Genomic DNA, 13,728 nt, shown 5'->3' with positions numbered 1-13,728 from the left:
TTCCCTACGAGCTCACTCACGCGCCGCACTCCGCGCCGCCCCCTCCAGGATGCGCCATCAGAACGGACAAAAGGCGCCCGCTGTGAGCACACACCGAGCGCCTTTGGTCACATCCCGTCTACGGGGCGACTACAGCAGACCGTCCCACATCTGCTCCAGGAGCACCGACCACCAGTTCTCCGGCGACGACAGCGCCGCCGGATCCAGCATCGCCAACTGCGCCTGGAAATCGACCGTCCAGCGGCCCGCCTGCTCCGGGTTCAGGCCGAACCGCAGCCGCCACATCCGGCCCAGCAGGGCCAGACAGCGCACGAACTCCGGCAGCCCGGTGTTCACGAACTGCGGCGGCACCGGCTGCCCGCCCGGACCCGCCTCCACCGGCACGGCCACGATGTGCGCCGTCCCGTACTGGACGCAGATCGCCCGGCCGAAGTCCGAACCCAGCACCAGATAGGAGCTCGCGTCCGACGCCGGCTGCACCTGACGCTGCGCCGCGAGCTCCGCCAGCGTCGGCACCACCGGCATCGCCGGCTGCGCCCAGAAGAACGGCCCGAAGTCGGCCGGCAGACCCGCCCACACGAGCGTCACCGCCACCAGTTCCGGCACGCCCTGCCGCGACACCGCGCGCTGGTCGAAGCGCAGGATGCCGGGACCGAACGCCCCGGCCAGCTCCTGCGCCACCGCGTCCGGCGGCAGCGGCGGCGCCGGCTGCACCTGCGGCAGCGGCGCCCGCACCGGCGCGGGGCGCGCCGGGCCGTCCGCGACCTGGTGCAACTCGCCCTGGTGCGTCAGCAGTTGCCGCATGCCCTGCTGGCGGCCCGCGTGATCCCGCCCGTACGGCGCGATGTTGGTGATCCGCGCCTGCGGCCAGGTCTCCCGGATCATCCGGGCGCAGTAACCACCCGGCAGCTCACAGGACTCCAGCTCCGTGTGCAGTTCGAGCACCTGCTGCGGCGGCACGTTCATCGCGCGCAGCTCGTGCAGGATCTGCCACTCGGGGTGCGGGGTGCCCGGCGCGGAGCGGCGGATGATCTGCTGCTCCGAACCGTCGGGCGCGCGGTAGCGCAGCACGGCCTGGTAGCCCGGACCCACCGTCGGCAGACCCGTCGGCTGCGGCTGCGGATACCCGTAGGCGGGCGCCGCGGGCGCTCCCAGCGGCGCGGGCGCGGGTCCCGGCGGCGGGGGCGGCCCGGCCGGACCGCCCTGGCCCGGATGCGCCAGCATCGTCGCCGCGTGCGCCACACCGCCCGGCGGCGTACCACCACCCGCACCCGGCACGCCCGGAGGCGGAGGCGGAGGCGGCGGAGCCCCCGGACCGCTCTGACCCGCCTGGCTCGGATGCGCCAGCATCGTCGCCGCGTGCGCCACACCGCCCGGCGGCGTACCACCACCCGCACCCGGCACGCCCGGCGGCGGAGGCGGAGGCGGCGGAGCCCCCGGACCGCTCTGACCCGCCTGGCTCGGATGCGCCAGCATCGTCGCCGCGTGGTGCACGGCGGGCGGCGGCGTGGCACCGGGAGGAGCCGGCGGCGCCGGAGGACCGGGGGGAGCCGGCGGGCCGGGAGGCAGCGGGCCGTCGGGCCCGAGCTGCGACACCAGCTGCGTGCGCACATAGCCACCCGGCGGCGGCGTCTGCGCCTTGCTGGTCGCCGCGTCGGCGATGTCGGCGGCTCCCGGAGCGGACGGCGCGGAAGGAGCGGGCGGAGCGGGCGGCGACACCGGAGGGGCCGCCGGAGTCACGGGGGGAGTCGCGGAAGCGGCGGGCGCGGACGACGGCGCGGGCGGAACCTGCGGGCCGCCCTGGCCGAACATGCCGTCCGTGTCCAGCCGCGGCGCGATCGCGGTCGGCGGCAGCGCGCTGCCGCCCTTCATCAGCGCCGTCGGCGCGTCCGGACCCACCGACGGCGGCGGCGCGTCCTCGTCGTCGGCACCCGACAGCGGCGGCGCGAACACCGTCGCCGGCAGCGGCACCGCCCCGTCGGCGCCGCCGACGCTGGCGTTCGCGTCCGCCCAGGGGCTCTGGGCGGGCACACCGTCCGAAGCGGTCGGCTCGTGGTCGCCCCCGGCGGCACCGTCCGCCGGCGAGGCGGCGTCCGAAGCCGCCGCCCAGGGCGCATCCGACACCTCGGGCACGGCCCCGGCGGCACCGTCCGCGACGGGCGCCCCGGAAGCGGCCTCCGTCTCCACGCCCCGCCCCGGCCCGTCGGCCGAGCCCGGCACATCGGCCGAGTCCGACGCGGCAGCGGATCCCGACGCGGCAGGGGATCCCGGCGCGTCAGCGGAGGCACCGGCCCCCGCACCGGCACCGGCACCGGCTCCAGCTCCAGCTCCAGCTCCAGCTCCGGCGGAGCCGTCCACGGACGCGGCACCGTCCGGCGACGCGACCTCCCACGGCGCGGCCGACACCTCGGACACGGAGTCCCCGGCGGAGCCCGGGCCCACGGACCCGGTCCCGGCGGACGGGCCCTCCGCGGACGCGGCCTCGCCGGACAGGCCCCCGGCGGACGAACCACCGGCGGACGCACCGCCGAGGGACGCACCACCGGCGGACGAACCACCGGCGGACGCACCGCCGAGGGACGGCGCCCCGGAAACGGCGCCCGAAGCCACCGCCCCGGCACCCGCCTGCGCCACACCCGGCTCCGCCACACCGGTCGGCGCATCCCCGGCCGCATCGCCCGACACCACCGGCACGGCCTCGGGCAGCGCCCCCGCGGGGGCCGCACCCTCGTCGCCCCCGCCCGGCATCGGCAGCGGCGGCGTGTGCGACGCCGACTCCGGCGACGCGGCCGCGGCCGCCTGCGAAGCGTTCGACCCCACCGGCGGAAGACCGATCTTGTCCGCCGCCTCCTGAAGCCACTCCGGCGGGCTCAACAGGAACGACGTCTGGTTCAGATCCACCCGCGCCGCCTGAGCCGGAACCGGCGCCGCCGCCTCCGCCGCGGCCCCGTACTCCTCCTCGTACCGGCGGATCACCTCACCCACCGGCAACCCCGGCCACAACGTCGCCTCGCCGCTGTCCCGCGCGATGACCAGACGCTGCCGTCCCCCGTCCGGAGTCGGCGCCTCCGCACGGTCCTCCGCCCACACCACGAACCCGAGACCGAACTCCCGCACCCGCACCTCACGGTGCAGATACGCCGGCACATCGCCGTTGATCCACTCCTCGGCACGCTCCTGCGCCTGCGCGAACGTCACCACAGCCAGCTCACTCCCCCACCGGGACCACGGGCACGGCACGCGCGAAGCCACCGTCCACCATCAGATTCGCCACCGTCTCCAGCTCCGGCGGACTGCCCGCCAACCGCTGCAAGAACGCGTCGAAATCCACACCACAGGGCAGCAGCAGACGCTCCACCCGCTCGTTCACCGTCCAGCCGGCCGCCACCTCGCCACCGTCCCGCGCGTCGTCATACGCGCAGAACCACACCGAGCCGACCGCCTCGCCCTTCACCTTCACCGCGAGCAGACCGCCCTGCACGAAGGCCACACCCAGGAAGTCCTTCGTCAGATGATCACGAAGACACTTGTTGACGTACACCAGGTCATTGACCCCCGCCTCCTCACGCACCGTGAAGAACGGCTGGTCCACCAGCAGCCCCAGCTCCGCGTCCAACGCCGTACCCACCGGCGCACAACCACCCGCCGCCTTCAGGAACGCGCGATACGCCCCCGGCAGCCGGTAGCCCAGATCCTCCTCGACCCCCTGCACCTGCTGCTCCGACACCGCCACACCGCGCTTCGGCAACCGGAAATGCACCGGCCGGGTCTCCTGCAGCGGCCGCGTACCCCGCTTCGACTGGTCCACCGAACCCGCCGTCGCCACCCCGCCGTGATGCCGCAGCAACGCCTTCACCTCGACCGGAACCAGCTCCAGACGCCGCGAATGCGCCACGTGATGCCACGTCCAGCCGTGCGGCGTCGCCACCGCCGGAATCGTGTCCCACAACTCGTGACCCGTCGCCGCCAACGCCGCGTTCGCCGACACGTAATCCGTCAGGCGCAGTTCATCGACCCCGAACCCCTCCGGAGGATCGGCGATCTCCGCCGCCGCCCGCGCGTACGGAGAGAAATCCGGGTAGCCGCGCTCGTCCACCCGCACCCCTCGCGGATGACGGGAAGCCCGGACCGGATCCGGGAAGTGCACGACCTGCCCGGCGTACGCCGCGTTCGGCGGCACGGTGTCCTGGCCGAGCCGACCTGTCGTCATGGCGGTTGCCCCCTGAGTGGCTGCTGTGGCGTCTGCCGCGTGGCTTCTACTGGTAACTCGTACCGGCTGGTCCGCACAGCCTAAGCGGTGCCCCCACCCCACCACCCGGCCAGATGCCGGCCGACCACCCCCACCCCCTCCACGGTGACCAACTGTCACGACGGCATGACAGCACCGCCATGATTCCGACACACCGAAACCCCGTTTCCCCGCCCCAGCTTCCCCATCGGCCACCCCGTTTGGCAGGCTGTTCCCGCAACTCGGGGGATTGCAGGAGGGGAAGACCAGCACCATGCAGACAAGCACCACACCGGCACCACCGCCCACGCAGGGTGACCCACGCCTCAACTGGGGCAGCGACACCGACACCCACCGCGCCCCCTTACTGCGCCACCGCCGAGACGGAATCCTGCCCACCGTCGGCGCGGCCCTCTCCGTCCGCGGCGAAACACTCACCTGCACCGCCGCCCGCGGCGACCAGCCGCCCGCCCTGCACCCCCTCGTCCAGGACTTCCTCGACACCCTCACCAGCGGCCAGCGCGAACGCTTCACCGGACGCTGCCCCGAAGCGATCCTGCTCTCCCGGCACCTCACCGCCGCCGAGAACACCCGCTCCAAACGAGCCCAGCGCAAACCACTCACCCACAGCGAGGCACGCCGCTCCCTCAAGCACGCCAAACTCACCGCCCGCCGCATCCGCGAGGACGGCGACCCGCTCCACGGCACCTACGCCCCGCCCTGCCGCTCCTGTACGGCCATGCTCGCCCACTTCGGAGTCCGCACCGTCGACCCCACGACCGCCCAGAACGGCTGAACCCGCCCCTCATGCCCGACCTCAACAGCACCCGCTTCCCCGTCAACGTCGACGCCGCCCTCCGCGAAGCCGGCTGGCAACCCGGCCGCTGGGACATCAAACTCGCCGAACAATGGGCCGACACCCTCCGCGGCCACGTCTCCCCCGCCGGGCACCGCCACACCGTCTTCCCCGCCGTCGTCGAAGCCTGGGCCGAATTCGGCGGCCTCCACATCACCGCCCCCGGCCACGGCCGCCAGATAGCACCCGCGACCGTACGCATCGACCCCCTCGCCGGACTCCACCTCGCCCGCACCCTCGGCGACCTCGGCCGCGCCCTCCACACCGAGCTCGCCCCCCTCGGCGAAGAAACCGACCGCGACGAACAGCGCGCCGTCCTCGCCATGGACATCGAAGGACGCGTCTACAGCGTCGACCACACCGGCGACTGGTACCTCGGCCGGGACATCGACACCGCCCTGAGCACCCTCGTCACCGGCACCCAGCCCACCCGCCTCGTCCAAGCCCCCTAGGACGCGCCGCGCCGCCCGGCACCCCGCACCGGGCCCCGCCCCCTCACACCGTCCGGTCCACCGGCAGCACCGCACTCACCCGGAAACCACCCGCCTCCGTCGGACCCGACACGAACACCCCACCCAGCCGGGACACCCGCTCCCGCATCCCCACCAGGCCGTTCCCCCCACTCGGCAGCCCCGCACCCGCCACCGCACCGTCCGACGGACCGTTCTCCACCTGCATCGCGACCTCCCCCTCCCGATGCGCCAACCGCACGACGACCTCGGCACCCACCGCATGCTTGTGGACGTTCGTCAACGCCTCCTGAACCACCCGGTACGCCGTCCGCTCCACCTCGACCCCGTACCGCCGCCGCTCCCCCATCACCACCAGCTCCACCACCACACCCGCCTGCCGCGACTGCTCGACCAACCCCTCCAGCGCGTCCAGACACGGCCCCTCACCCTCCGCAGCCGCCTCCGCGGCAGCCGCCGCCGCGCGCCCCACCGCAGCCAACGGCACCCCGGCCGACGAACCCCCAGCGACCCCGTCGGACGACGCGGACGACGCGGACGAAACGGACGAGGCAGGTGAGGCGGACGAGGCGGACGCAACCGGAGTCCCCTCCCGCAACACCCCCAGCATCTCCCGCAACTCCGTCAACGCCTGCCGGCCCATGTCCCCCACCAGCGCCGCGTTCCGCACCGCCTTCTGCGGATCCTTCAACGCCACCGCCTGCAACGCCGCCGCGTGCACCACCATCAACGACACCCGATGCGCCACCACGTCGTGCATCTCCCGCGCGATCCGCGTCCGCTCCTCCTGACGCGCCCACTGCGCCCGCTCCTCCGCCCGGTCCGCGAGCAGCGACAGCTCCTGCTCCAGACTGTCCGCCCGCTCCCGCAACGACTCCATCAGCCGACGCCGCGCCCCTATGTACAGCCCGAACAACACCGGCGGAGCGTTCAGCCCCAACGTCATGAACATCGACACGACCGGCACGTACCAGCCACTCGGATCGAAATCCGCCTGCCCCGCGTCCGCCTCCGCGACGTCCTGGCGCATCCGCACCACCGTCACCACGTACACGGCCACCGTCGACATCCCCGCAAGACCGGCCGTATACCGCCGAGGCACCTCCGACGCGGCCAGCGAATAGAGACCGACGATCCCCATCAGAAAGCCCATCTCCGCCGGCGTCACCGCGATCGAGACGAGCACCACCGTGATCGGCCACCGCCGCCGCACGAGCAGCACCGACCCCACCACCAGCCCGAACAACACCCCCACCGGCACCGGCACCGACGCCTCACGCGCGAACCCGACCCCCTCGAGCCCGCACTCCAGCGCCGACGCGACGGCCAGCGTCACGTCCAGCACCACACTGCGCCGTCTCCCCCACCACCACCAGCTCCGGCGGGCCACCTCCGTGCCCGCCGCGTCCCGGTCTGCCCCCGTTGCGGTCATGCCTCCCACCCTACGGGCGAGGGCCACCGATTTTCCCGGCGTGTCAACGCACCCACACACCCGTCCCTCGAACTGGTGAACCGGCCACACATTCGACCCGGACGTCCGCATTCCGGACGAACCTCGTCCCATGACACCCGAAACGAACCGCTACGCGGACTTCGAGACCCTGCGCGAACGAGCGATCGCCTTACGCCGCGAAGGACTCAGCCTCCGCCAGATCCGCGACCGCCTGCAGGTCCACAACAACGACCTCCTCAACCGCCTCGTCAAAGGCGAACCCCCACCCGACTGGACCCGCCGCCCCAACGCCAAGGACGACCTCCGCGCCCGCGCCCGCGAGCTCCGCCTCCAGGGCATGACCTACGACCAGATCCAGGTCGAGCTGGGCTGCTCGAAGAGCTCGATCTCGCTGTGGGTGAGGGACCTGCCGAAGCCGGAGCAAAAGCGCACCCGCGAGGAGGCATCGGCGATCGCCCGCAAGGGCTGGGAGGCGACGATGCGCATCCGCGACGAGGAGCGGCGTCGCGCCAAGGAGGCCGCCGCGCGGGAGGTGGGCGCACTCTCCGAGCGCGAACTCTTCCTGGTGGGGGTGGCCCTCTATTGGGCCGAGGGCACCAAGGACAAGTCGTACGCCCGCCGGGAACGCGTCACGTTCGTGAACAGCGACCCCGGCATGATCCAGACCTTCATCGCCTGGCTCGACCTCCTAGGCGTGGACCGAGAGCGGCACGTGTATCACGTCATGATCCACGAGAGCGCGGACGTCGCGGCGGCCGAGCGCTACTGGGCCGGCATCACCAGCGCCGCCCCTGACCGCTTCGGGAAGACGGCCCTCAAGCGCCACAACCCCAGGACCAGCCGAAAGAACGTCGCGGACGACTACCGAGGTTGCCTGGCCATCCGGGTTCGCGGCAGCGCCGACCTCTACCGTCGCATCGAGGGGGCCTGGTGCGGCATAGTAGGGGCTGCTTCCGCGACCGTCCGAGGAAATCGGACATAGCGGCCATCCCGGGTCGTCTAAGGGCAAGACGTCAGATTTTGGTTCTGATCATGGGGGTTCGAGTCCTCCCCCGGGAGCCCGCATGCCTGGTTCGGGTCCCGACCTCCCCGGTCGGGACCCTTACTCATGTCCGCCCCGGTACCCCCCGGTATCCTTCGGAAGTCCACCACCCGAAAGCCGAAGGGCATTCCCGTGAGCGCCAACCGCCCGGCCGCCGTCGTCGTCCTCGCAGCGGGTGAGGGCACCCGCATGAAGTCGAAGACCCCCAAGGTCCTGCACGAGATCGCCGGGCGGTCGCTCGTCGGGCATGTCGTGTCCGCCGCTCGTGAGCTGGAGCCCGAGGACCTGGTCGTGGTCGTGGGGCATGCGCGGGAGCAGGTGAAGGGGCATCTGGACGCGTTCTACGCGGGGACCCGGACGGCCGTGCAGGAGGAGCAGAACGGCACGGGGCACGCGGTGCGGACGGCTCTGGCGGAGCTGGGACGGGCGCCCGAGGGGACCGTGGTGGTGGTGTGCGGTGACACGCCGCTGCTGTCGGGCGAGACGCTGCGGGCGCTGGCCGCGACGCATGCCGCCGACGGCAATGCGGTGACCGTGCTGACCGCCGAGGTGCCGGATGCGACGGGTTACGGCCGGATCGTGCGGGACGTGGTGTCCGGTGCGGTGACGGAGATCGTGGAGCACAAGGACGCCACGGAGGAGCAGCGGGCGATCCGGGAGATCAATTCCGGGGTGTTCGCGTTCGACGGGGTGCTGCTGGCGGATGCGCTGGGGAAGGTGCGGACGGACAACAGTCAGGGTGAGGAGTACCTGACGGACGTGTTGTCGATCCTGCGGGAGGCCGGGCACCGGGTGGGTGCGTCGGTGGCGGTGGATCACCGGGAGATTCTGGGGATCAACAACCGGGTGCAGCTGGCGGAGGCGCGTGCGCTGTTGAATGCACGGTTGCTGGAGCGGGCGATGCTGGCGGGTGTGACGGTGGTGGATCCGGCGTCGACGTTCGTGGATGTGACGGTGACGTTCGAGCCGGACGCGACGGTGTTGCCGAACACGCTGCTGCTGGGTTCGACGCATGTGGCCGAGGACGCGGTGGTGGGTCCGAACTCGCGGTTGAAGGACACGCGGGTCGGGCGGGGTGCCCGGGTGGACAACACGGTGGCGGATGGGGCCGTGGTGGGTGAGGGCGCCTCTGTGGGGCCGTATGCGTATCTGCGTCCGGGGACGGATCTCGGTGCCCGTTCAAAGGCCGGTACGTATGTGGAGATGAAGAACGCGGTGATCGGTGAGGGGACGAAGGTCCCTCATCTGTCGTACGTGGGTGATGCGACGATCGGTGAGTTCACGAACATCGGTGCGGCGAGCGTCTTCGTGAATTACGACGGTGAGGCGAAGCACCACACGACGATCGGCTCGCACTGTCGTACCGGTTCGGACAACATGTTTGTGGCACCCATCACGATCGGGGACGGCGTCTACACCGCTGCCGGGTCCGTCATCACGAAGGACGTGCCGCCCGGTTCGCTGGCCGTGGCCCGTGGCCAGCAGCGGAATATCGAGGGTTGGGTGGCTCGGAAGAGGCCGGGGAGCGCTGCGGCGCAGGCCGCTCTGGCTGCCAGTGAGAAGTCCGCCGGCGAAAGCTGACCGGAAACGAGTGCGTCGAAGTCGGCGTACCGTGATACGTGCACACAAATTCGGCTGGCTCGCACGCGCGCACGGGAGCGCGGGGTTTTTGCGGCCAGAGAACCCGTCGAGGAGACAGTGCTGTGACCGGGATCAAGACGACCGGCGAGAAGAAGCTGATGCTCTTCTCCGGCCGCGCCCACCCCGAGCTGGCCGAGGAGGTCGCACACCAGCTGGGTGTCGGCATCGTGCCGACCAAGGCTTTCGACTTCGCCAACGGTGAGATCTATGTCCGCTTCCAGGAGTCCGCGCGCGGTGCGGACTGCTTCTTGATCCAGAGCCACACGGCTCCGATCAACAAGTGGATCATGGAGCAGTTGATCATGATCGATGCTCTGAAGCGGGCTTCGGCCCGGAGCATCACGGTGATCATTCCGTCGTACGGCTATGCGCGTCAGGACAAGAAGCACCGTGGTCGTGAGCCGATCTCGGCGCGTCTGGTGGCGGATCTGCTGAAGACGGCGGGTGCGCACCGGATCCTGACCGTGGATCTGCACACGGACCAGATCCAGGGCTTCTTCGACGGTCCGGTGGATCATCTGTCGGCGCTGCCGGTGCTCGCGGACTACGTGGGTGCGAAGGTGGACCGGACGAAGCTGACGATCGTGTCTCCGGACGCGGGTCGTGTGCGGGTGGCGGACCGGTGGTGTGACCGTCTGGACGCGCCGCTGGCGATCGTGCACAAGCGTCGTGACAAGGACGTGGCGAACCAGGTGACGGTCCACGAGGTCGTGGGTGACGTCGAGGGTCGTGTGTGTGTCCTGGTGGACGACATGGTGGACACGGCGGGCACGATCTGTGCGGCGGCCGATGCGCTGTTCGCGCATGGTGCGGAGGATGTGATCGTGACGGCGACGCACGGCATCCTGTCGGGTCCGGCGGCTGATCGGCTGAAGAATTCGAAGGTGAGCGAGTTCGTGTTCACGGACACGCTGCCGGATCCGAGTTCGCTGGAGCTGGACAAGATCACGGTGCTGTCGATCGCGCCGACGATCGCGCGTGCGGTGCGTGAGGTGTTCGAGGACGGTTCGGTGACGAGCCTGTTCGAGGAGCAGTGAGCTCGGCCGGGCCGGGCCGGGCTGGGCTGATCTGAGCCTGGTCGGGGCCGGCTCGGTGGGCTGAGCTGGTGGTAAGGGTCGCTTCCTCTGGGACGCGGCCCTTACGTGTTTCCCGGGTGGCCCTGTCCTGGTGATCCATTTGGGCGGTCGGGGGGTGGCCGCTAGACTGTCGTGGTTGCTCGGCGAGGGAGGCCGTACCCGTTCTCGGGTTCGGCGGTCCGTTATCGACGCGCTCTTCGTAGCAGGCCATCGGCAAGTCGTGGCCGGGTGACAGTCGTCTCCGTCACCACCTGATACGAGGAGTGCACATGTCCGAGGTCAAGCTCGCCGCTTCCCTCCGCACCGAGTTCGGCAAGGGTGCCGCCCGCAAGATCCGTCGTGACGCCAAGGTTCCCGGCGTTCTCTACGGTCACGGTTCGGACCCGATCCACCTGACCCTTCCGGGCCACGAGCTGACGCTGGCGCTGCGTACGCCGAACGTTCTGCTGTCCCTGGACATCGAGGGCCGTGGCACCGAGCTGGCGATCCCGAAGGCCGCTCAGCGTGACCCGCTGAAGGGTTTCCTGGAGCACGTCGACCTGCTGCTGGTCCAGCGGGGCGAGAAGGTCACCGTCGAGATCGTCGTCGAGACCGAGGGTGACCTGGCTCCGGGTGCCTTCCTGGTCGAGAACGTGCTGAACACGATCTCCGTCGAGGCCGAGGCCACCCACCTGCCCGAGTCCGTGACGGTGTCGATCGCGGGCCTGCAGGCCGGTGACTCGATCCTCGCCAAGGACGTGGCGCTGCCGAAGGGCGCGACCCTGGTGACGGACCCCGAGGCCGTCGTCATCCAGATCCTGGCCGCGCAGGCCGAGGAGCCGGCTGCCGAGGGCGAGGGCTCCGAGGGCGCCGAGGCCTGAGCCGTAGGCTCTGCCTGACGTGACGGGGTGACGGACCGGGAACGGTCCGGCACCCCGTTTCTTTCTGTTGCGAGGACGAGGAGACGAGACGCAGATGACGGACGACGCGAACGCCCCCTGGCTGATCGTCGGCCTCGGCAATCCGGGCCCGGAGTACGCGGGGAACCGGCACAACGTGGGTTTCATGGTGGTGGACCTGCTGGCCGAGCGGATGGGCGGGAAGTTCAAGCGGGCGCAGAAGGCGCAGGCGCAGGTGGTGGAGGGCCGGATGGGTCCGCCGGGGCCGGCGAACCGGCGGGTGGTGCTGGCCAAGCCGATGTCGTACATGAATCTGTCGGGCGGGCCGGTGACGGCGTTGCGGGACTTCTACAAGGTGCCGACGGCGCGTGTGGTGGCGGTGCACGACGAGCTGGACATCGATTACGGGGTGCTGCGGCTGAAGCTCGGTGGTGGTGACAACGGGCACAACGGTCTGAAGTCGATGACGAAGGCGATGGGCGCGGAGTACCACCGGCTGCGGTTCGGTATCGGCCGGCCGCCGGGGCGGATGCAGGTGGCGGATTTCGTGCTGAAGGACTTCTCGTCGGCGGAGCGCAAGGAGCTGGACTATTTCGTGGACCGGGCGGCGGATGCGGTGGAGTGCCTGGTGACGGAGGGCCTGGAGCGGGCGCAGTCGGCGTACAACTCCTGACCTGGTTCGGGTACGACTGTACGATCGCGGGTCATGACGCTTGCCCGTAACGCCGCCATGGCCCTTGTCGTCCTGCTCCTCGTGGTGGCGGGTGTGTGGTCGTCCTGGAACTCGGCCCAGCACGTGCTGTTGCCCAAGGGGCGGGAGCACGGGACGTTGACGGTGACGGGTTGTACCGAGGAGATGTGCAGCGGGCGTTACGTGTCGGATGATCCGGCGTCGCGGCATCACACGTTGCGGATCGCGCATTCGGTGGCGGCGCAGAAGGGCGAGACGCTGCCGGTGGTGGTGAAGCCGGGTACGGACGAGGCGGTGCGTGCGGGCTGGGGTGGCGGTCTGCACGCGTGGTTGCCGCTGGGCGGGGCGTTGGTGCTGGCGGCGCCGTTGATCGGGGGCGGGATGCGGCTGGTGCGGACGGCGTGGTCGGTGGCGGGGGTGGGGGCGGCGGTGCTGGTGGGGGCGTTCTTCGCGCTCTGATGGTTTTCGGACACGGTGGCTTGATTGCTGGGAATCGTTATCGTCCCTTGGGTTAAGGGCGACTTGAGCCGGCGGATAGGCTGCCCCCGCCACCTCCCACGGCATCCCTCTCATCTCTCAGATGGACAGCAGCCCTATGCGACGTACCCTCATTTCCGCCGCCACGGTGGTCAGCACCGTGACCGCGGCTTCTCTGCTGCTCGCCCCGGTCGCCTCCGCCACCGGTAAGCCCAAGGGCGACAACGGCACCGTGAAGATCCACGACTCCAAGACCGGTGAGGAGCTCAAGCACAACGAGCCCAAGGTCTGCTCCTTCTACCTCGACGCGTTCGGCTTCGACGCCGAGCAGAAGGTCCAGTGGCACATCGAGGCCTGGGCCAAGAACGAGCAGGAGAAGGGCACCACGGTCAAGGAGGGCACCATCGTCCTCGACGGTGACGGCCACGAGCGCACCGAGGACATGACGCTCCCGAACGGCCAGTACAAGCTGTTCTGGAACTTCGAGGGCGAGAACGGCCGCGCCAAGCACAAGGTCTTCAAGACCGACTGCCCGACGGACAAGCCGACCGACAAGCCCACGGACAAGCCGACGGACAAGCCGACCGACAAGCCCACGGACAAGCCCACGGACAAGCCGACCGACAAGCCCGGCACCGAGACGCCCGGCACCTCCGAGTCGCCGTCCGCTTCCCCGTCCACGCCCGGCGCCACCAACGCCCCCGGCAGCAACGGCGGCAACGGCGGCAACGGCGGTGACTCGGACGGCAACCTGGCCGAGACCGGTTCCAGCGCCCCCGTCGGCATCATCGCCGCCGCCGCCGTCGCCCTCGCGGGTGCCGGTGCGTTCCTGGTGAGCCGTCGCCGCAAGGCGCAGCAGCACTGACGTCGTCCGTCATGACGGTGCCCCCGCGGGAGAACCCGCGGGGGCACTGTC

12 protein-coding genes and 1 tRNA gene are annotated in these 13,728 nt (G+C 70.9%); 10 read left to right on the top strand and 3 right to left on the bottom strand.

Features of this window, described 5'->3' with window-relative positions:
• Positions 1-129: 129 nt before the first annotated feature.
• Both ABD954_RS20560 and ABD954_RS20555 read right to left on the bottom strand, forming a co-directional pair.
• Positions 130-3,201: an SUKH-4 family immunity protein gene (locus ABD954_RS20560; RefSeq protein ID WP_345487616.1), complete on the bottom strand. Its 3,072-nt coding sequence runs from the start codon at positions 3,199-3,201 to the stop codon at positions 130-132.
• Positions 3,202-3,208: 7 nt separating this feature from the next.
• Positions 3,209-4,210, bottom strand: a complete 1,002-nt coding sequence (locus ABD954_RS20555; protein ID WP_345487614.1) for an SMI1/KNR4 family protein — start codon at positions 4,208-4,210, stop codon at positions 3,209-3,211.
• Positions 4,211-4,502: 292 nt separating this feature from the next.
• Between ABD954_RS20555 and ABD954_RS20550 the strand changes: the two genes are divergently transcribed.
• On the top strand, positions 4,503-5,024 hold the full coding sequence (locus ABD954_RS20550) for a YwqJ-related putative deaminase (protein ID WP_345487612.1): 522 nt from the start codon (positions 4,503-4,505) through the stop codon (positions 5,022-5,024).
• An 11-nt stretch (positions 5,025-5,035) separates the two neighbouring features.
• Positions 5,036-5,536 (top strand): SUKH-3 domain-containing protein, encoded by a 501-nt coding sequence (locus ABD954_RS20545; protein ID WP_345487610.1) that lies wholly within the window; start codon positions 5,036-5,038, stop codon positions 5,534-5,536.
• Between the two features lie 43 nt (positions 5,537-5,579).
• Here ABD954_RS20545 and ABD954_RS20540 read toward each other — a convergent pair whose 3' ends face one another.
• A complete protein-coding gene (locus ABD954_RS20540; RefSeq protein ID WP_345487608.1) occupies positions 5,580-6,986 on the bottom strand; it encodes a sensor histidine kinase in 1,407 nt (468 codons plus the stop codon).
• A gap of 130 nt (positions 6,987-7,116) precedes the next feature.
• Here ABD954_RS20540 and ABD954_RS20535 point away from each other — a divergent pair, with 130 nt between their 5' ends.
• The 8 genes from ABD954_RS20535 to ABD954_RS20500 all read left to right on the top strand — a co-directional run bounded on the left by ABD954_RS20535 (position 7,117) and on the right by ABD954_RS20500 (position 13,677).
• Positions 7,117-7,989: a hypothetical protein gene (locus ABD954_RS20535; RefSeq protein WP_345487606.1), complete on the top strand. Its 873-nt coding sequence runs from the start codon at positions 7,117-7,119 to the stop codon at positions 7,987-7,989.
• Positions 7,990-7,995: 6 nt separating this feature from the next.
• Positions 7,996-8,066, top strand: a tRNA-Gln gene (locus tag ABD954_RS20530).
• Positions 8,067-8,181: 115 nt separating this feature from the next.
• A complete protein-coding gene (gene glmU / locus ABD954_RS20525) occupies positions 8,182-9,630 on the top strand; it encodes a bifunctional UDP-N-acetylglucosamine diphosphorylase/glucosamine-1-phosphate N-acetyltransferase GlmU (RefSeq protein ID WP_345487604.1) in 1,449 nt (482 codons plus the stop codon).
• Positions 9,631-9,752: 122 nt separating this feature from the next.
• Positions 9,753-10,727, top strand: coding sequence for a ribose-phosphate diphosphokinase (locus ABD954_RS20520; protein ID WP_345487602.1), 975 nt, complete (start codon positions 9,753-9,755; stop codon positions 10,725-10,727).
• A gap of 308 nt (positions 10,728-11,035) precedes the next feature.
• Positions 11,036-11,626: a 50S ribosomal protein L25/general stress protein Ctc gene (locus ABD954_RS20515; protein WP_345487600.1), complete on the top strand. Its 591-nt coding sequence runs from the start codon at positions 11,036-11,038 to the stop codon at positions 11,624-11,626.
• Between the two features lie 94 nt (positions 11,627-11,720).
• On the top strand, positions 11,721-12,317 hold the full coding sequence (gene pth, locus ABD954_RS20510; protein WP_345487598.1) for an aminoacyl-tRNA hydrolase: 597 nt from the start codon (positions 11,721-11,723) through the stop codon (positions 12,315-12,317).
• Between the two features lie 33 nt (positions 12,318-12,350).
• On the top strand, positions 12,351-12,794 hold the full coding sequence (locus tag ABD954_RS20505) for a hypothetical protein (protein WP_345487597.1): 444 nt from the start codon (positions 12,351-12,353) through the stop codon (positions 12,792-12,794).
• Between the two features lie 178 nt (positions 12,795-12,972).
• Positions 12,973-13,677: a PT domain-containing protein gene (locus tag ABD954_RS20500; protein WP_345487595.1), complete on the top strand. Its 705-nt coding sequence runs from the start codon at positions 12,973-12,975 to the stop codon at positions 13,675-13,677.
• Positions 13,678-13,728: the final 51 nt, after the last annotated feature.

The sequence above is a fragment of the Streptomyces roseoviridis genome (assembly GCF_039535235.1).
Lineage (GTDB): Bacteria > Actinomycetota > Actinomycetes > Streptomycetales > Streptomycetaceae > Streptomyces > Streptomyces roseoviridis.
Note: the sequence above shows the minus strand (reverse complement) of the source record. Positions and strands in the feature narration are given on the sequence as shown.